Raw genomic sequence first — 17398 nt, forward strand, 5'->3', positions numbered from 1 at the left:
TTACCCGCTTTCAGCTGATGCTCGCTTAACGATGTATGCCTAGGACATCGGGCCGGAAAGTTTCTCACTAGGCTTATTTCGACCAGCCTTCACTGATAAAGCTAACTTAGTTCGATACTTGCCGACTACTTTTTACCTAAAATGCCTCTTAAGTTAGCAATACCCACCTGCGCTTTTTGTTGGCGCTCTTCCTTCGTTGCCTTCGGCTTTTGGTTTTCCCACTGAACGTCATCGGGGGGCAACTCGAATAAAAAGCGGCTTGGCTCAGGGTTTATCACCTCACCAAATTGACGGCGCTCTTTGGCAAGGCTAAATATAAGCTCGCGCTGGGCACGGGTAATTCCCACATAAGCAAGTCGGCGCTCTTCTTCCACGTTATCTTCGTCAATGCTGCTTTGGTGCGGCAATAAGCCTTCTTCCATCCCCACTAAGAATACAATGGGGAATTCCAAACCTTTTGAAGCGTGAAGCGTCATTAACTGTACTTGGTCCCCTTCCCCGTCGTCTTCGCCGCGCTCCATCATGTCGCGCAATATCAAACGGTTTACCACTTCGGTTAAGGTCATAGGTTGGTCCAAGTCGTTGCCTTCCAGCATATCGTTCACCCAACCGAATAGGGTACTTACGTTGGCCATGGCCATTTCAGCAGCTTTGGGGCTGGCGCTGGTTTCATATAGCCACTCTTCGTAGCCCATGGTTCGGATCATGGTGCGCACCGCATCAGCGGTGTTGCCACGCTCTGCATTGTCCGATAACTCCACTACCCAGCGGGCAAAGGTTGAAACCGAATGAAAAGCTTTGTCGGGCAGCACGCTATTTAAATTTGGATGGGTTGCCGCTTCAAACATAGACACGCCCAAGCTATTGGCGAAGTTACCCAGTTTTTCTAGTGTAGCGCGGCCTATACCACGCCCTGGCGTATTGATAACACGCAGCAGAGCGTTATCGTCGTCCTGATTCACTAAAAGCCTTAAATAGGCCATGATATCTTTAACTTCGGCGCGCCCAAAGAACGACATACCGCCGCTAATTTTGTAAGGAATGCGGTTACTCATTAACAGCTTTTCAAAAATACGGCTTTGATGATTCCCCCGATACAAAATAGCGTAGTCTTTAAACTGGGTACGATTCATGAACTTGTGCGCAAGCAGTTCTGCCACCACTCTCTCACCTTCATGCTCTTCGTTCTTCGCCTCTATGACTTTAAGCGGCTCGCCATACTGCAACTCTGAGAAGAGAGTTTTATCGAACAAGTGCGGGTTGTTCTGAATCAGTATATTCGCGCAATGCAGGATACGGCCTGACGAACGGTAGTTTTGCTGTAGCTTAATCACGTTCAACCGCGGGAAATCTTCTTGCAGCAAATGTAGATTTTGCGGTTTTGCACCACGCCATGAGTAAATAGACTGGTCGTCGTCACCAACCACGGTAAAGCGTGCGCGCTCCCCCACCAATAGCTTTACTAACTCATACTGGCTGGTATTGGTATCTTGGTACTCATCCACCAGCAGATAGCGAATTTTGCTCTGCCATTTGGCTCTTATTGCTTCGCTGCTTTTTAGAAGCAGGGTGGGAAGCAAAATAAGGTCGTCAAAGTCTAACGCATTATAGGCTTTTAGATTGTCTTGGTAGCGCTTATAGGCTTCTGCAAATTCTCGCTCGCCCGTGCTGGTTGCTGACTTTAATAAAGCATCGGGCAAGATAAGGTCGTTTTTCCAGTTCGAAATGCAGCTTTGCAGTAGCTGAAGCTGATCTTTATCACCATCTAGGGTGTCGGACGTTAGGTCATTAAGTAGGGCAAAGGAGTCTTTATCGTCGAATAACGAGAAGCCTGGCTTTAAACCAAGGTCTTTTACATGGGCTTTAATAATGGTTAAGCCCATGGTGTGAAAGGTCGATACTTTTAACCCGCGTGCTTCTGGCTTACCCAAGGTTTGCGCAACACGCTCTTTCATTTCACGTGCGGCTTTGTTGGTGAAGGTAACCGCTGCAATATAGCGCGCTGGCATATCGCAGTTTCTAACTAAATGAGCAATCTTGTTGGTAATTACACGGGTTTTACCACTGCCCGCCCCTGCCAGCACCAAACATGGGCCAGACACATAGGTTACGGCAGATTCTTGAGCTTCATTTAGTTTCATTTAATTCCTAAAACAACGTACGTTTGGCGGTAACACGGTTTTCATTGCATGTCGCGACGATACCGATAGAATAGCTTTCATATTTTGAGCTGCGCATTATAAGGGAATTCCATGTTGGATCCGAAGAAACTCGAAGATTTAGCGAAACAAATTGCTGATGCCGTACCACCTGGCGTTAAAAACATGGCTGAAGAAGCCGAAGGTCGAGTAAAGGCAGTATTGCAGTCGCAGCTGTCTAAGCTAGATTTAGTCACTCGGGAAGAGTTCGATATTCAAAGCCAAGTGCTTATTCGTACACGCGAGAAGCTAGACGCTATGGAAAGCCGCATTGCAGAGCTTGAAGAAAAGCTAGCAGAAAAGTAGCTGTTCACAGCTTATAGAAACCACAAAAAGCGCCTTTATGGCGTTTTTTTATTGAAACCGATAAATTAAAAAATGCTCTTCTGTCTTTGCAAAAGCGCAGAACAAAAGAAACGTTACATCAAGATCTCTAAACCTTTCTGCTCAACAAGACTCAGAAGCTTTAAAGAAGTACCTCGAGGTTTTTTGTTCCCCTGCTCCCACTGCTTGATTGTAGATGGCGTGATATTTAAATAGGCAGCAAAAACAGCTTGGCTTACTCTTGCTTTTTCACGGATTGCTTTTATCCGCTGTCCATCATATTGCTTGAGTTTGGGTAAACATAATGCATCAAACTTATGCATAGTCTGCTTATCCATTACTCCGGCTTCGCTCAAATCTTTTGCAGTACTATGTACTACATCTAAAATGCTTTCTTTCATGTTATCTCACCTCTTCAATACTACCTGAACCAATAGCTTTCTTAAGCTTTTCTTCGCTGTAGTTCAGTAGCTCTTTAGCTAAGAGTTTTAAAGACTTCATCTCTTTAACACTAATGTTAGAGCGGGTGCTTTTGGAAAACCGTAAATAAAAAAGGCTTTATTATCCACTTGAAAAGCTATGAGGGTTCTTAAACTTCTACTTTTGCCTTGCCCCAAAAGAGGTACTCGCTTTTTATATACGTTTGCACCTAAATCGGCGTCAACTAATCCCTGTTGCATTTCTGCAATTGCTAATTTTAGCAAGCTGTCTGATAAACCTTCCTTACTCGCCCACCTCTTGAACCACTTCAATTTATATATGCGTATAGATTCCATTCGACACCTAAAGTATAACACTTAGTAGCATACTTTGTGCGCGAGTTTTAAATACATTTAGTGAGTAAAGCGCGTGCCTATAAAAACTAGTAAATACTTTAGACTGGCTATAATTCAGTTATAAGGGGACATTGGTACAGGTTGAAGTTTGCTGTTGGTAAGTTTTACCTTACCAAATAAAAATGCAGTGCTGTACCAAGCGTAATGGCTAAACCAATGTAGTGGTTTTCAATAAACGCGGTGAAACAGCCTTCTCGCTGGCGGCGTTTAATAAGCTGATATTGGCGCACGCATAGCAAAGCAGAGAACAGCACGGCCGTGTAGTAAGGCCATGTCGCATTGATTGTTAAGCCTATGCACCACAGAATTGTTAGCGCGCAGCCCTGCAACAACATTACAATTAACACGTCGTTTTTACCGAACAAAATAGCGGTAGATTTAACGCCTATTTGTAAATCGTCGTCGCGGTCTACCATGGCGTACATAGTGTCGTACGCTACGGTCCATAGTAAGTTAGCAATAAACAACCACCAAGCGTACGTTGGTACAGTTTCTAGCACGGCCATAAACGCCATAGGAATGGCCCAGCCAAATGCCGCGCCTAATACCACCTGCGGCAAGTGGGTATAACGCTTCATGAAGGGATAGCTTGCAGCAAGCATAAGTGCCACAACAGACAACGAGATAGTTTGCCAGTTAAGAAACAGCACCAATATAAACGCGAAGGCGATAAGTGCGCCAAATAACTGCAGTGCTTGTTTAGGCTTAACTTCGCCCGTTGCCAACGGACGCTGGGTTGTGCGCTTTACGCGTCCATCTACTTTCCTGTCTGCATAATCGTTAATTACACAACCCGCTGAGCGCATAACAATTACACCAGCAACGAAAATAAGCGTAATGTCTAATGACGGTAAACCTTGGGCCGCCATTAAAAGCGCCCACAATGTAGGCCACAGCAGTAAATAAATACCTACGGGTTTATCGAGGCGCATAAGTCGCGCATATGCATTCCAATTATGCTTCATAACTGTTGTTCGCTTTCCTTTTCACATGTAGCTATCTGATCGTATGCCGGAGAGTCTGGAAGAAATACTTCTGCCACTATCATGCTGTAGTTGTCTAACGTAAATAGTGACCGCCTGCCCCACAAGACTTGGTTACTGTTAATACCAAAATGGGAAGCCGCGGCAGTGCACAATTGGAATTCTGATCGGGTGAACCGCGTGTCGTTAAACAAGCGTTTTCCCAGTGGCTCACGACCTAAGTCAGAAAGCTCACTGTCTACAAATGCTTGGGGAATAATAGAGCGCGCAAACACCCAGGGTTGGTGATTACCACACAGCAGGATTTCCCGAGCTTGATAGCGAGTGTTGCCGTTATTGTGTAATAGCGATAACTCATTGTCGTGGGGTATTTGCGTGCGCTGACCAATAAGCTCAAGCGAAAAATGGTCACTTAAGGATTGCACTCGCTCGGTTAATGACCCTGTGTCTAACAGCCAGTTTTTAAGCTGCGCATTAGGAAATGTGATGCCAGAAGGTGCTTGCCAGTCAACCGCCAAACCCACTGGAAAAGTGGCATTAAAACTCACACGAAAAGCCCGAATAATGAATCTGTTGGTATGATAACACGTCATGTAAGAATATTTTCACTTGGTTAAACTTTTGCAGTAGTGTGTTTGATCAGAGATTTGCTACACTACCAAGTGAATTTATTACTTTGGTGTTTCAGGCTTCACTATGTTTAAGTCACTAGTTTTACGTGTATTTGCGGTTAGTTTTTTTGTTTTTGGTTGCAACTCAGCATTGGCACAAGATAAAGCCAACTACGCTTATTTGGGCCTAGAGCCAGAGATTGTTACCAACTATATTAGCGATAGCGCACAGAAGCTGGGTTATGTTCGTGTATCGGTTGAATTAATGATCCACGATGTGAACCAGCTTGAAATTGCTGAACACCATATGCCGCTTCTACGCTCTACCGCCATTGAAATTTTCGGGCAGCAGCCTGCGGAGAAAGTAAAGTCGCTCACCGGCCGTGAAGATATTCGTCGCGCTATTTTAAAAGCGCTTCAAGAGCACATGCAGCAAGAAACAGGCGGTGAAGTGATTAAGAACGTTATCTTTACTAAGTACTTATATCAGGGCGCTTAAGCAGAAAAACCGCTGTCTACGTCAATGAAAAAGCGAGCTTTTAACCAGCTCGCTTTTTTGTTTCTAAAGCAGTTTTACCATTTTTTGTCTTAGCGTGTAATACGCCAATTCTCTAGGTTATAGCAGATTGCAGTCTCATATTTATACGCTTTGATACATGAACGCTTTAGCACCTTTGCAATCTGAGCCCTGCATTTATTAATTGCTAACGCTTACCAGAACCTAAGCTTAGCGTGGCAGCGAGTAGGCAGCCAGAGATAAGGCCGGCCGTATGCGCTGCATTTGCCATACTCACCCACAGAATGTCGGCATAGCCAAGTACTAGCCATACCAGCATAAAGCCAACGATAGAGTTTGGCAGCGATAAGCCCCAGCTTGGCCGCAGCCAGCCAAGCCACCAAACAAAGCCCATAACGGCATACACCACACCAGATAGACCGCCAAACAAGAGTAAATTACCTTGTACTGGGTCGCTAAATAGCGCTTGTGCAGCATTTGAAACCGTGGCTGATATGACAAAAACAATCAGCAGCATGCTTATGCCCAACGTACGCTCAATCTTGGCTCCCAACATGGCCCACCAGAGTAAGTTAAATACGATGTGAAGTACTGAAAAATGAATAAACGCCGGGCCAAGTAGCCGCCACCACTCGTGATTTTGCAACAAAACAGAAAACGGCTGCATAAGTAAGTGCTGTGCTATGGGGGCAAATAACCCAAATAAAGATAATAGGTACACCGCCACGCACAGTACAAACACCACAGAGGTAAACGGTGCTTTAACAGCATCGGACATTATTTTATTCAACGAAAAGCCGTTGCCTGAAGGCGCCAGCTGTACGTTCTTACCACTGTCCCAAGCCGCTTGCTGATATTTAGGGTTTGTTGGATTTGCTAAAAAATCTTCTGCGATAACCTTTGCGCGATCGATATGCTCACTATTATCCAGTACAACCACGAATTCTTTGTCGTGCTGTACGACCTTGGCGTTGATACCCTGACTGTTTAAATAGTTCGCGAGAAGGTGCGCTGGACTTTGCTGGTTAAACGCAATTAAAGGATGACCCATAAGCTAATTATTACCCCGAAAGCAGTAGAGTGTGAATGCAAGATACGCGGACAAGGTCATGATACCGTAGCGCGTTATATTCACTCTTTATACTGAATTAGTTAAAAGCCTGCAAAACATAAAACAAAGGTGCACATTGTGCACCTTTTGTTAAATAGCTATTCGGTTACTACCGGGTTCGCCTGTCGCCACGCTTCAAAGCCCCCGTCCATACTATAAACGGTTTCAAAGCCTTGCTGAGCAATCACTTGGGCAGCCTGCTGGCTGCTCACGCCGTGGTAACACACCACAACAACTGGGATATCTTTGGGTGTTTGATCGATAAACGTACCAAAGTTGTCGTTGTTTAGCGGTGCCGCATTGGGCATATGGCCATTAGCAAACGATTGGGGATCGCGAATATCCACAATGGTGACGTTGCCTTCAAAGTTAGCCACGTCGCTTACGCTAATGTGTGAGAATGTTGTCATTATTGCCAATCCAAAATAACTTTACCTGAATGTCCTGACCCCATGGTATCAAACCCTTTCTGAAAGTCATCAACCGAAAAGGTATGGGTGATAATAGGTGAAAGGTCTAGGCCGCTTTGTAGTAAGCTCGCCATTTTGTACCAGGTCTCGAACATTTCTCGGCCATAGATACCTTTTATCACCAACCCCTTGAAGATAACCTGGTTCCAATCGATAGCCACGTCTTGCGGAGGAATACCCAGCATGGCAATTTTGCCGCCGTGATTCATTTTGTTTAGCATGTCCCTAAAGGCTACGGGCACGCCAGACATTTCAAGACCCACATCGAAGCCCTCTGTCATACCTAACTCGTTCATGACATCTTTCAAATCTTCTTTGCTTACGTCGACAGCGCGGGTAGCACCCATTTTTTTAGCCAGCTCAAGACGATAAGGATTGATGTCGGTAACAACAACATGTCGCGCACCTACGTGCTTAGCGACTGCTGCAGCCATAATGCCGATAGGTCCAGCACCTGTAATAAGCACATCTTCACCGACTAAGTCAAAACTTAGCGCTGTGTGAACGGCATTACCAAACGGGTCGAAGATAGACGCGAGGTCGTCGCTGATATTGTCTGGAATTTTAAATGCGTTGAATGCGGGAATTACTAAATACTCTGCGAAAGCACCAGGACGGTTTACGCCCACACCCTCTGTGTTACGGCATAAATGAACACGCCCAGCACGACAGTTACGGCAGTGACCACAGGTAATGTGGCCTTCTCCCGATACGCGATCGCCAACGTTGAAGCCTTTCACTTCTTGGCCCATACCCACTACTTCGCCCACGTACTCGTGGCCGACTACCATAGGCACTGGGATCGTGTTTTGCGACCACTCGTCCCAGTTGTATATGTGCATGTCTGTACCGCAAATAGCGGTTTTGCGAATTTTAATCAGTAGGTCGTTATGCCCTACTTCAGGCTTTGGCGTGTCTTGAAGCCAAATACCTTTTTCCGCTTTTGCTTTTACAAGCGACTTCATGAGATCACTCCCATTTCACGGCCCACTTCGATAAATGCATCAATGGCTTTATCAACGTGTTCAAGGCTATGCCCTGCTGACATTTGCGTACGAATTCGGGCTTGGCCTTTTGGTACTACAGGGTAAGAGAAGCCGATAACATAGATGCCTTTTTCTAGGAGTTTGTCGGCCATTTCGCTGGCTAGGCGGGCATCGCCAAGCATTACAGGGATAATAGCGTGATCTTTTCCGGCAAGGGTAAAGCCAGCGTCTTCCATACGTTTGCGGAAGTGATTGGCGTTTCGCCACAAGTTAGCGCGTAACTCATCGCCTTCTTTCATCATTTCAAACACTTTAAGAGATGCTGAAACAATAGGTGGCGCAACAGAGTTTGAGAAAAGGTAAGGACGTGAGCGCTGACGTAGCCATTCTACAACTTCTTTTTTGCCCGACGTATAACCGCCAGACGCGCCGCCAAGGGCTTTACCTAATGTACCGGTAATAATATCAACGCGGCCCATTACACCACAGTATTCGTGGCTGCCTTTACCGTTTTCACCCAAGAAGCCTGTTGCATGGCAATCGTCAACCATAACCATTGCATCGTATTTGTCGGCAAGGTCACATATTGAGGCGAGGTCGGCAATGACACCGTCCATTGAGAATACACCGTCAGTAGCGATAATTTTAAAGCGCGCACCGTCGGCATCGGCTTGCTTTAACTGCTCTTCTAGCGCGGCCATGTCGTTATTGGCGTAACGATAGCGCTTAGCTTTACAAAGGCGAACGCCGTCAATGATACTGGCGTGGTTTAGCGCGTCAGAGATAATGGCATCTTCTGGTCCAAGCAGAGTTTCAAATAAACCGCCATTAGCGTCGAAGCAAGACGGATAAAGAATGGTATCTTCTGTACCTAAGAAGTCGCTGATAGAGGCTTCTAGCTGCTTGTGAATGTCTTGTGTACCGCAAATGAATCGCACAGATGCTACACCAAAACCATGACTGTCCAAGCCTTCTTTCGCTGCTTCAATCAAGCTTTCGTTGTTTGCAAGACCAAGGTAGTTGTTGGCACAAAAGTTTATGACATGCTCACCGCCAGCAACACCAATATCTGCTTGTTGTTGCGACGTGATAACACGCTCTTTTTTGTACAAACCATCTTCTTTTGTGGCTTCAACTTGCGATTGCAAATGAGAAATAAATGCCGCAGACATGCCATTCTCCGAGTGTAGGTGTATAAAAACCGCTAGTGTAATGAAAGCGCGTGAAAGGGTACACACCCTTGCGCTGTATTTAATGGGTTTGTCGACTAAGTTTGTAAATTATTCAACACACTCGCTGAAAAAACCGATAAATGCCGCGCGGTCTATCCACGCGTCATACAAAGTCTTTCCAGAAGCCGTTTTCAACTTTGTCTCTTAATGTGTCCCAGAGGTTGACCTCTGGTATAGGTCGGCTAATAAGATAGCCCTGGCCCTGATGGCAGTCGAAATGACAAAGCAATTCATACTGCTCATTGGTTTCAATGCCTTCAGCTACCACCTGCATGCCCATATTACGCACCATAGATATGGTGGAGTGGACTATGTTTCTGTCGTCTGCACTGTTGGCAATGTTGGCAACAAAAGAACGATCGACCTTAATGTAATCGGCTGGTAGCGATTTTAAATAGCTAAGTGACGAATAACCGGTACCAAAGTCGTCAATGGCTAACATACACCCCATATCGCGTATGGTTTGCATTATTTCCGTTGCGCGTTTGATATCCGAGACCAAAACGGTTTCCGTAAGCTCTAAGCATACCTGATCAGGCGCTATATCATTTTTGATGATTTGGTGTTGTAAAAACTCAGGTAAACTGGGGTCAAGGAACTGTCCCGCCGATAAGTTAATTGCGACTTTAATATCTGGATAGCCACTATTTTTAAGCTCATGTACCAAATGGGTGGAGCGCGTGATAACCCAGTAATCTAGCTCTAGCATAAACGACGTATTTTCAAGCAATGGAATAAAATCACCTGGTGAAATATGCCCTTTTTTAGGATGATACCAGCGCAATAGTGCTTCAAAGCCCATAAGCTTGCCGCTGTGCATGTCAATTTGCGGTTGCAAGGCAAGGCTGAACTGGTTACCCCTAAGGGCTTCACGAGCTTCAGATTCTAACTCAACCTTTTGCATTACCTTGAGGTTCATGGTGGCATCATACACCCTGAACTCAGCGCCTTTCTTCGCTTTTGCCTCGTACATTGCGATATCGGCATGGCGCAATAACTCAACTGGCGTGGCGCGAGAATGATTGGTTATGGCAATACCAATACTGATTGAGACATAAAAGGTAACGCCATCAACAATGATAGGCTCTTTAAACTCGTCGATAATTTTTTGCGCAACAGTATCAACATGCTTTTTGCTTTCTATATTTGACAATAAAATAACAAACTCATCGCCCCCGAAACGCGATGCTATATCAGATTCTCGAATAGGTCGTGAAATTCGCATTGCAGCGGCTTTAAGCAACTTGTCGCCTACGTCATGGCCATGACTATCGTTAACTTTCTTAAAGTCATCTAAGTCCATGAACATCAGGGCAACTAGCCTTTCATCCCGCAGGGAGCTGGCTAACTGCTTCTCTATTTGAAACGTCAACATGTTGCGGTTAGGTAACCCTGTGAGCACGTCGAACATGGCCATTTTTTCAAGCTTAGCGGTATTGATTGCCATTTGACCATCAAAGCTTTCTAGCTGGCGCGCTAAATCGTTCGCCGCTTCCTCAACCACATCCAGTTCGTCAGTTAGCTTAAACACGGGCAGTTTTCGGCGCTTGGCCGCAACGGTATAAAACTCACTAAACTTATGCTCCGCCAGCATAGGCAGGCGCTCGCTTATGTCTAAAAGCCTTGTGCGGTATTGATTTAAGAAAAGATAAAGTAGCGCTGAGAAAAGCAAAAACAAACCTATGGCGCTAGAGATAACAACGTATCGATATTGCTCGTTTTGTCGCATCATAGCCGACACGTCCTGCACTATGAGCAAATAGGGATGGTCGCCAGCAGCATGGTCGAAAGGCAAAAGACTCACTAAAAGCTGTTGGCTATCTAAACCTACATTAACCCCCTTGATAACGAGGTCGTCAACACGCCAGTTAGCCGGCAAAGCGTCAACGAGCAAGTTTAAATAATGTCGATTGGCCGCGGTAACTTGGCTCGCTATCTTTAATGAAAGTTTACCTTCTTGTGATTCATTCAACTGGACAATCGCCACCTTATGTACATCAGTAGCCCGGCTAAACAAATACAGAAGTTCCCGCATAGAAGTAGACACAATGATAACCGGCACTGTATCGCTCTGCGTCATTATTGGTATTGATATATAGTGAGTGCATACATTCTCACACGATAATAATGAACGGCTTTCAAATGATGCTCGCGTAGTGTCCACAAGCCGCTCAATATTGTCATTCACTGGATACGCTGGCTGTCCAACAATGCCATATTCATCAAACAGATAGAGTGTTTCAACCTGAAAATTTAGCGTTAGATACTCACTTAGCTCGTCTAAAGTGCTATAGAGTTCTTCGAGGTTGTTCGAGTACGCGCCATTCCTTCGGCTTATAATATCAATAAGGGTGATCATGCGGCTATGTAGAATATCTTCAAACAACTGCACGCGACGTTGATTGCTGATTTGGCTTTCACGCTGCTGCAGCACAACCTGCGCCTCAGACTCTTGAATTAGCACGGTAGAGATTACAATGGTCACAGTTAAAACCATTGCCAGTAATATAGCGATGGTTTTAGTGGTAAAAGATACCTGAACCTTCATTGATTACCCTTAAAACCAATACATCAATTGTATTGACCACATTTCCCAATGTTTATCAGCATGAGAAGCCACATCGCGATTTAATAAACTGACCACCCGTGTTGCACCTTCAACCCAGTGATATTCTCCCTGCAATCTCCATTTTGGTGCAATGTCCCAACGTAAACCCAACGTGTACGTATCTTGATACCCAAAATAAGCTGGGATAAGGCCTCCTGTCCTTGCCTCTAGGTCTTTGCCATCACTGTCGGAGGTATCATTAATGTACGTATCGTAGCCCAATAGGCCGCTAACGTGGTTGTTAAAAAGGTACCTAAATTGAACAAAGCCGCCTTCCCCAGTGCGCTTCTCAGTGAAGTCTGGCGCAAACAGCCCTTGACTGTCTTGCTTTTCTCGAATTAATTCAGCCGACACTTCCCAGTTCTCAGCAAAATATTGCGCAGAAAGCATAAATCGTTCTATGTTTGCCCCACCCGATAAGCGATTATCATCTTGCGATGGTGTATATCTAAAATCGGAATTAAGCCAACTCGCTCCTATTTTCCACGTCATTGATGAGGGCTGTAAAAACACGCTTGCTTGATGCACAAAATCTTGTTTGATCTTACCTTTTGCTTCACTGCCTAAAAGAAAGTCGCGCTGAGAGTCGTTAATATTTGAGCGTCCATAGCTCCAATTAAGCTCCCAGATGTATTCCTTTCCATAATGAGAAAAGCTGGTCAAAATGCCGTTGCTGCCTAATGCAACATCACGAAACCCGTCAAAATACACTGATTGAGGCAACACTGAGGTATATCGCGTTTGAGGGACGTCTCTGGTAGAGGAATATAGCCAATGGGTATTTTTAAAACGCCCCGCATGAATTTTTCCACGCCACCCGCCAGGTAAGTTAGGCAGTTTCCAATCAACAAATAAATAATCGAGTCGAGTCCCCTGCTCGAAGCGGTTACCACCTTCTAGATAATTTATTTGTCCAGCAATGGAAATGTTTTCTGCAAGTTGATAATAACTATTTAAGCCAATCTCGGTGAGTTCACCAGTTACGTTATTGTCGTCGGTGATAAAACTACTGTCTTTCGACTGGGTAATGCCTTGTGAAACATAGCCATGCCATGTGAAGTCTGTTTGCGCATTAACAGCAAATGAACTAACTATAGCGAGCGCAAAAGCAATGTGATTTTTCATTTTAGTTCTACCTCAACGCGTCTTAGCTTAACGATCTCAGTTCGCTCAACGTAACCAATAGCACCTTCTGTATTTTCCAGTGCATCAACTAAGGCTTGATAAGAGGTCACTCTGATAGGTGTAATACCTTGGCCGGAATAGGTAATTTGATCCCAAAGCCGAGATAACTGATAGGGAAACATTTGAAGAATATCGCGACAAAACTGACGATGTAATTCGTCGCTGTCTTGCAGTACAAAAACCGTTATTTTAGTGCCGTTGTCCCAGTACTGGCGCTGTCCTGTAAAGATCTGACGAAGCTCAGAGCGATTAAGCTCTGCAACCATTACGCTTTCATTCACCATGACGTTAAGTTCCGACGCATTTACTTTAGACACGCACATTAATAGCATTGCTAACGCTAGCAGCACTATTTTTGATGTGGTAAAAGCATAAATATCGGACAGCCATCGCAAAGCGGGCTTTTTCATTAAGTAACGACTCCCTGTTTCACAGAAGTACACTTCACAATGCTAAGTGTAGATAATAGTTGATTGTTTTACCTTACGATAAAAAAATTAAGCAAGAAACGGCGCAACTTTTTGCTTTACCATGTCTACGGTAATTTTTTCCATTAATTGATTCCCCTTGACTCGCGTACCCCATGGCAACGCGTCCCAGGGTTTCCCCTTTTGTTCTTCTACACATTCATCATACACAGAGACTACCCTATCAAGGTCGTTATAAGGCCCGGTTCTGCGTGGGTTAGAATGTGCGTATAGCCCAATAACTGGCGTGCCTACGGCGGTTGCCATGTGGGCAGGCCCGGTATCTGGTGCAATGACTAAATGGGCATGCTTTAGCAACATGAGCAGCTGATGCAATGTTGTTTGGCCAGTAAAATCTTGAAGCGGTTGTTTTACGCTCGCTTTAATTGCATCAGCGGTTTTGCGGTCTAAATCTCCTGGACCTCCGCATAATATCACGCCGACACCAGCCTCTTGGATATAATCTGCAATACTTGCGTATCGCTGTGGCAACCAATTTCTTTCAGCTTTACTTGCAGCAGGTGAAATAACCACATACTTTCCCAATGCTTTTGCTTGTTCTTCTCCCCACTGCACATCTTCAGGCGCAACGGGAATATTCCACGATACTGGCTTAGTCTCTGGTACGCCCAATGCATCGGCAAAATCCATGAAACCTTTAAGTACGTGGGCGTGTTTTGTGGCAGCAACTCGCTTATTAGCAAATAGCCAATGCAACTCTTTACTGCGTGCCCAGTCAAAGCCTATGCGCTGTTTGGCTTTAATCACTCGTGAGGCTAAATTCGCCCGTAACGCCACCTGCATCATCAATAGAGCATCAAAAGTTTCACCAGCGACTTCCGCTTTCAAGGATTCGACTGCAGCTTTCCCTTTTGATTTATCGAAAATAATGAACCGTACATTTGGCATTAGCCTCACCAGCTGGTACTCAACTTTCCCTATTACCCACGTAATTTCAGTATCGCGCCACTGCGATTGAATTCGGGTAACCATAGCGACGGCATGACACACGTCTCCAATAGCCGATAAGCGCATTAAACAAATCTTTTTTGCCACAGAAGCTCTCTCGTTGCTGAAAAACCAAAATAAATCATTAGAATGTGAAATTTACCATAAGTTGTGGGCAACATGGCGACAATGCGACGAGACATAGGTGCGGGGCACCACTTTATTTTCGACAATACCTTGGTCAGTCAGCCCAACACTGAAATGTTCAGCCCTGAGTTTTGGCAACTGCAAAACAAAATAACGGGCCAAGCTAAAGGGCGCGGTACAACTATCTTTATAGAGCATGAAGGTCAACACTGGGTTTTACGCCATTTTGTGCGGGGAGGCCTGGTAGGCAAAGTACTCAGCGACCAATATTTCTTTAACGGCGTTGAGCGCTCTAGACCTTTCGAAGAATTTAGGTTGCTCGAATACATGCGCGCTGAGGGCCTTTTAGTGCCTGTACCTGTTGCTGCTCGCATTCACCGCAGAGGCTTAATCTACCGCGGTGATCTGATTACACTTAGCATCCCTAACAGCCACGACCTTCATCATGTCTTGTGCCAGCAGCCATTATCACAAAGGGAATGGCATGAAGTTGGACGAGCGCTAGCCCGTATGCACAATTGTCAGGTTTATCATCATGACGCTAATATTCGCAATATCATGATAGATAGCGATAAACAGATTTGGCTTATTGATTTTGATCGCTGTTCAAAACGTCAGGGCGATAGCTGGAAGCAGGGCAATCTAGATCGCCTATTGCGCTCTTTACATAAAGAGCAAGCCAAAAATCCAATATTTCACTGGAAAAAAGACGATTGGACTGCATGCTTAGATGGCTATAACGAATTGGTGAAGCGCTAGGACTGTGGATAATAAACGCATTGGTTACATCACTTAGCATCGCAAATTAATGTGGTACAGTAGCCTCATAGAACTATAAACCCTATACAACGATAAGATTCAATTTTATGCATACTAGAGCACTCTATCCAGGCACTTTCGACCCAATTACGAACGGTCATGCAGACCTTATTGAACGCGCATCTCAGCTTTTCTCTCACGTAATTGTGGCCATCGCTTCTAATCCAAGTAAAAAACCGCTCTTTACATTAGAGGAACGGGTAGAAATGATAAAGAAAGTTACCGCCGATCTGCCTAATGTAGAAGTAGTAGGATTTACTGGTTTACTAGCGGACTTTGCGGATGAACAAAACGCGACTATTTTGATCCGTGGCTTGCGTGCAGTATCTGATTTCGAATACGAATTCCAGCTGGCCAATATGAATCGACGCCTTAACCCAAAGCTTGAAAGTGTATTTCTAACTCCAGCTGAAGAAAACTCGTTTATTTCTTCTACTCTAGTGAAAGAAGTAGCCTTACATCGCGGGGCCGTAAGTGGTTTTTGCCACCCCGTAGTGGAGCAAGCGTTAAGAGACAGGCTAGGTAAAAAGAGCTAAGTAAACCGGCGTTGTCCAGTAAAGCCGCTTTACAGTGTTAAGCTGCTTTGAGTTATCTTTCTAGCTGTAAACCTTTCTAGGTATGTCTCTTTTTTAGCTATTAGCGCTGGCAGCGAGTACAGAAAAAGGTGTTTCGCTGCCCTATCACCTTGCTTTCAATGGCTTTACCGCACACTTCACAAGGCTCACCTTTTCTTCCGTACACATTTAAATGCTGCGCAAAATAACCGGGCTTACCATCGGTTTGTGCAAAGTCTTTAAGCGTAGTACCGCCCTGCTCGATGGCTTTAGCAAGCACTTGCTTTATTGTTGCAGTAAGTGACTTATAGCGCTCTGCACTAATTTTCCCTGCCGCTCTTCGCGGATCGATACCGGCAAGAAATAAGGCTTCGTTCGCATAGATGTTGCCTACGCCAACCACAATTGCGTTATCCATGATGAAGTTTTTCACCGGGCCTTTGCGATTACGCGATAAACTGAACAAGCGCTTATCGTCAAAGTCGTCTGTAAGTGGCTCTGGGCCCAAGTTGTCGAACATTGCTTGTTGAGTATTGGGCGCTTGAAATAACACTGCACCAAAGCGTCTAGGGTCGTTTAAGCGTAAACACTTACCGGTATTTAAAACAATGTCCACGTGGTCGTGTTTCACAACGGGTATAGTTGCTTCGATGACACGCAGCTTGCCTGACATACCTAAGTGTAAAATCAGCGTGCCTGTTGCTGTTTCAATCAGCAGATATTTCGCTCGGCGTTTTACCGCAATTACCTTCTGACCCTCAACACTTGAGACCTCCTCAGGTATGGGCCAGCGCATTCTTCGTTCCCGTACCACGACATTAGTAATGGTATTGCCGATTAAATGCGGTGATATGCCTAGCCGGCTTACTTCAACTTCTGGTAATTCAGGCATTTACAATGTCCAAGGTAATAATTTATCTAGATCGGTATTAGTTAACGTGTACCAGTTATTTTCAAATTTGATCACTACTGGTGATGTATTGGGGTAAATAGCATAAACGTTGCCGTTATTATTGCCCGCAAGCCAAACTACAACAATATAAGGTTGGGTATTCATGACCGACTCAGGTACTTCCGATGCCGGAAGCAGCATGGCCCGTTGCCAATGAGAAAACTGTTCATATGGTGTAACTGCAAGACTTGTATCGGGCGCTTTTTGACGCCACTGTTGACCAATGCGCTCTAAGCTATTGTTATCATGCTCTATCTTAAGCACGTAAGCCTCTTCAGGTAACAGGCTACGCGTCTGTATTGTATTTTTCTTCGGTAGCAAACTGTCTAAGTTAAACAGTGCAATCATAATAAGCATTGCAATGATAACCACGTTGTTCATTGCTCGCTGAGAAATTCTTGCCACGCGTTATTCCCGTCAACTAGTAGGCTGTCTATAGCGCATTATAGT

18 protein-coding genes and 1 pseudogene are annotated in these 17398 nt (G+C 44.9%); 4 read left to right on the top strand and 15 right to left on the bottom strand.

Annotation, left to right across the window (positions count from 1 at the left end):
- Positions 1-125 precede the first annotated feature (125 nt).
- Positions 126-2141, bottom strand: coding sequence for a DNA helicase Rep (gene rep, locus AC27KT_RS09705; protein WP_487129454.1), 2016 nt, complete (start codon positions 2139-2141; stop codon positions 126-128).
- A 111-nt stretch (positions 2142-2252) separates the two neighbouring features.
- Here rep and ubiK point away from each other — a divergent pair, with 111 nt between their 5' ends.
- Positions 2253-2504 carry a ubiquinone biosynthesis accessory factor UbiK gene (gene ubiK / locus AC27KT_RS09710; protein ID WP_136783222.1) on the top strand — a complete coding sequence of 84 codons (252 nt, stop codon included), beginning with the start codon at positions 2253-2255 and terminating at the stop codon, positions 2502-2504.
- Positions 2505-2617: 113 nt separating this feature from the next.
- Here ubiK and AC27KT_RS09715 read toward each other — a convergent pair whose 3' ends face one another.
- The 4 genes and pseudogenes from AC27KT_RS09715 to AC27KT_RS09730 all read right to left on the bottom strand — a co-directional run bounded on the left by AC27KT_RS09715 (position 2618) and on the right by AC27KT_RS09730 (position 4889).
- Positions 2618-2923, bottom strand: coding sequence for a helix-turn-helix domain-containing protein (locus AC27KT_RS09715; protein ID WP_071816592.1), 306 nt, complete (start codon positions 2921-2923; stop codon positions 2618-2620).
- 1 nt (position 2924) lies between these two features.
- Positions 2925-3298 (bottom strand): annotated as a pseudogene (locus tag AC27KT_RS09720) (type II toxin-antitoxin system RelE/ParE family toxin).
- A gap of 164 nt (positions 3299-3462) precedes the next feature.
- Positions 3463-4323 carry a 4-hydroxybenzoate octaprenyltransferase gene (gene ubiA, locus AC27KT_RS09725; protein WP_487129457.1) on the bottom strand — a complete coding sequence of 287 codons (861 nt, stop codon included), beginning with the start codon at positions 4321-4323 and terminating at the stop codon, positions 3463-3465.
- The gene (locus AC27KT_RS09730) at positions 4320-4889 is read right to left on the bottom strand and encodes a chorismate--pyruvate lyase family protein (RefSeq protein WP_487129459.1); all 570 of its coding nucleotides are present in this window, start codon (positions 4887-4889) and stop codon (positions 4320-4322) included. Before AC27KT_RS09730 ends, ubiA begins: the two co-directional genes overlap by 4 nt.
- Before the next feature lie 148 nt (positions 4890-5037).
- Between AC27KT_RS09730 and AC27KT_RS09735 the strand changes: the two genes are divergently transcribed.
- On the top strand, positions 5038-5451 hold the full coding sequence (locus AC27KT_RS09735) for a flagellar basal body-associated protein FliL (RefSeq protein ID WP_474828792.1): 414 nt from the start codon (positions 5038-5040) through the stop codon (positions 5449-5451).
- A 205-nt stretch (positions 5452-5656) separates the two neighbouring features.
- Here the strand turns inward: AC27KT_RS09735 and glpG are convergent, their stop codons facing one another.
- The 8 genes from glpG to AC27KT_RS09775 form a co-directional block, all read right to left on the bottom strand.
- The gene (glpG, locus tag AC27KT_RS09740) at positions 5657-6520 is read right to left on the bottom strand and encodes a rhomboid family intramembrane serine protease GlpG (protein WP_487129461.1); all 864 of its coding nucleotides are present in this window, start codon (positions 6518-6520) and stop codon (positions 5657-5659) included.
- A gap of 158 nt (positions 6521-6678) precedes the next feature.
- Positions 6679-6990 carry a thiosulfate sulfurtransferase GlpE gene (gene glpE / locus AC27KT_RS09745; protein WP_487129463.1) on the bottom strand — a complete coding sequence of 104 codons (312 nt, stop codon included), beginning with the start codon at positions 6988-6990 and terminating at the stop codon, positions 6679-6681.
- Positions 6990-8015, bottom strand: coding sequence for an L-threonine 3-dehydrogenase (gene tdh / locus AC27KT_RS09750; RefSeq protein ID WP_039222484.1), 1026 nt, complete (start codon positions 8013-8015; stop codon positions 6990-6992). Before tdh ends, glpE begins: the two co-directional genes overlap by 1 nt.
- Complete coding sequence (locus AC27KT_RS09755) at positions 8012-9208, bottom strand: glycine C-acetyltransferase (protein ID WP_487129466.1); 1197 nt, start codon at positions 9206-9208, stop codon at positions 8012-8014. The genes tdh and AC27KT_RS09755 overlap by 4 nt, the downstream gene beginning before the upstream one ends.
- Positions 9209-9371: 163 nt before the next feature.
- Positions 9372-11816, bottom strand: a complete 2445-nt coding sequence (locus tag AC27KT_RS09760; protein WP_487129468.1) for a putative bifunctional diguanylate cyclase/phosphodiesterase — start codon at positions 11814-11816, stop codon at positions 9372-9374.
- Between the two features lie 9 nt (positions 11817-11825).
- Positions 11826-13001, bottom strand: coding sequence for a hypothetical protein (locus tag AC27KT_RS09765; protein ID WP_487129470.1), 1176 nt, complete (start codon positions 12999-13001; stop codon positions 11826-11828).
- Positions 12998-13471 carry a hypothetical protein gene (locus tag AC27KT_RS09770; protein ID WP_487129472.1) on the bottom strand — a complete coding sequence of 158 codons (474 nt, stop codon included), beginning with the start codon at positions 13469-13471 and terminating at the stop codon, positions 12998-13000. Before AC27KT_RS09770 ends, AC27KT_RS09765 begins: the two co-directional genes overlap by 4 nt.
- A gap of 87 nt (positions 13472-13558) precedes the next feature.
- Positions 13559-14584 (bottom strand): glycosyltransferase family 9 protein, encoded by a 1026-nt coding sequence (locus AC27KT_RS09775; protein ID WP_487129473.1) that lies wholly within the window; start codon positions 14582-14584, stop codon positions 13559-13561.
- A 72-nt stretch (positions 14585-14656) separates the two neighbouring features.
- Here AC27KT_RS09775 and AC27KT_RS09780 point away from each other — a divergent pair, with 72 nt between their 5' ends.
- Positions 14657-15382, top strand: coding sequence for a 3-deoxy-D-manno-octulosonic acid kinase (locus AC27KT_RS09780; protein ID WP_487129475.1), 726 nt, complete (start codon positions 14657-14659; stop codon positions 15380-15382).
- 107 nt (positions 15383-15489) lie between these two features.
- Positions 15490-15978: a pantetheine-phosphate adenylyltransferase gene (gene coaD, locus AC27KT_RS09785; protein WP_179981907.1), complete on the top strand. Its 489-nt coding sequence runs from the start codon at positions 15490-15492 to the stop codon at positions 15976-15978.
- Positions 15979-16078: 100 nt separating this feature from the next.
- On the opposite strand, the gene mutM is transcribed toward coaD, so the two are convergent.
- Positions 16079-16888, bottom strand: coding sequence for a bifunctional DNA-formamidopyrimidine glycosylase/DNA-(apurinic or apyrimidinic site) lyase (gene mutM / locus AC27KT_RS09790; RefSeq protein ID WP_487129477.1), 810 nt, complete (start codon positions 16886-16888; stop codon positions 16079-16081).
- Positions 16889-17353, bottom strand: a complete 465-nt coding sequence (locus AC27KT_RS09795; protein WP_487129479.1) for a hypothetical protein — start codon at positions 17351-17353, stop codon at positions 16889-16891.
- Positions 17354-17398 lie beyond the last annotated feature (45 nt).

This window comes from Alteromonas sp. 5NW40-0090 (genome assembly GCF_057552975.1).

What these genes read in the sequence shown, in the direction of transcription:
- AC27KT_RS09715 (WP_071816592.1), bottom strand. Translation starts at nt 2,923, where the DNA reads ATGAAAGAAAGCATTTTAGATGTAGTACATAGTACTGCAAAAGATTTG.
- rep (WP_487129454.1), bottom strand. Translation starts at nt 2,141, where the DNA reads ATGAAACTAAATGAAGCTCAAGAATCTGCCGTAACCTATGTGTCTGGC.
- glpG (WP_487129461.1), bottom strand. Translation starts at nt 6,520, where the DNA reads ATGGGTCATCCTTTAATTGCGTTTAACCAGCAAAGTCCAGCGCACCTT.
- mutM (WP_487129477.1), bottom strand. Translation starts at nt 16,888, where the DNA reads ATGCCTGAATTACCAGAAGTTGAAGTAAGCCGGCTAGGCATATCACCG.
- AC27KT_RS09770 (WP_487129472.1), bottom strand. Translation starts at nt 13,471, where the DNA reads ATGAAAAAGCCCGCTTTGCGATGGCTGTCCGATATTTATGCTTTTACC.
- ubiA (WP_487129457.1), bottom strand. Translation starts at nt 4,323, where the DNA reads ATGAAGCATAATTGGAATGCATATGCGCGACTTATGCGCCTCGATAAA.
- AC27KT_RS09735 (WP_474828792.1), top strand. Translation starts at nt 5,038, where the DNA reads ATGTTTAAGTCACTAGTTTTACGTGTATTTGCGGTTAGTTTTTTTGTT.
- ubiK (WP_136783222.1), top strand. Translation starts at nt 2,253, where the DNA reads ATGTTGGATCCGAAGAAACTCGAAGATTTAGCGAAACAAATTGCTGAT.
- coaD (WP_179981907.1), top strand. Translation starts at nt 15,490, where the DNA reads ATGCATACTAGAGCACTCTATCCAGGCACTTTCGACCCAATTACGAAC.
- glpE (WP_487129463.1), bottom strand. Translation starts at nt 6,990, where the DNA reads ATGACAACATTCTCACACATTAGCGTAAGCGACGTGGCTAACTTTGAA.
- AC27KT_RS09755 (WP_487129466.1), bottom strand. Translation starts at nt 9,208, where the DNA reads ATGTCTGCGGCATTTATTTCTCATTTGCAATCGCAAGTTGAAGCCACA.
- AC27KT_RS09765 (WP_487129470.1), bottom strand. Translation starts at nt 13,001, where the DNA reads ATGAAAAATCACATTGCTTTTGCGCTCGCTATAGTTAGTTCATTTGCT.
- tdh (WP_039222484.1), bottom strand. Translation starts at nt 8,015, where the DNA reads ATGAAGTCGCTTGTAAAAGCAAAAGCGGAAAAAGGTATTTGGCTTCAA.
- AC27KT_RS09760 (WP_487129468.1), bottom strand. Translation starts at nt 11,816, where the DNA reads ATGAAGGTTCAGGTATCTTTTACCACTAAAACCATCGCTATATTACTG.
- AC27KT_RS09780 (WP_487129475.1), top strand. Translation starts at nt 14,657, where the DNA reads ATGGCGACAATGCGACGAGACATAGGTGCGGGGCACCACTTTATTTTC.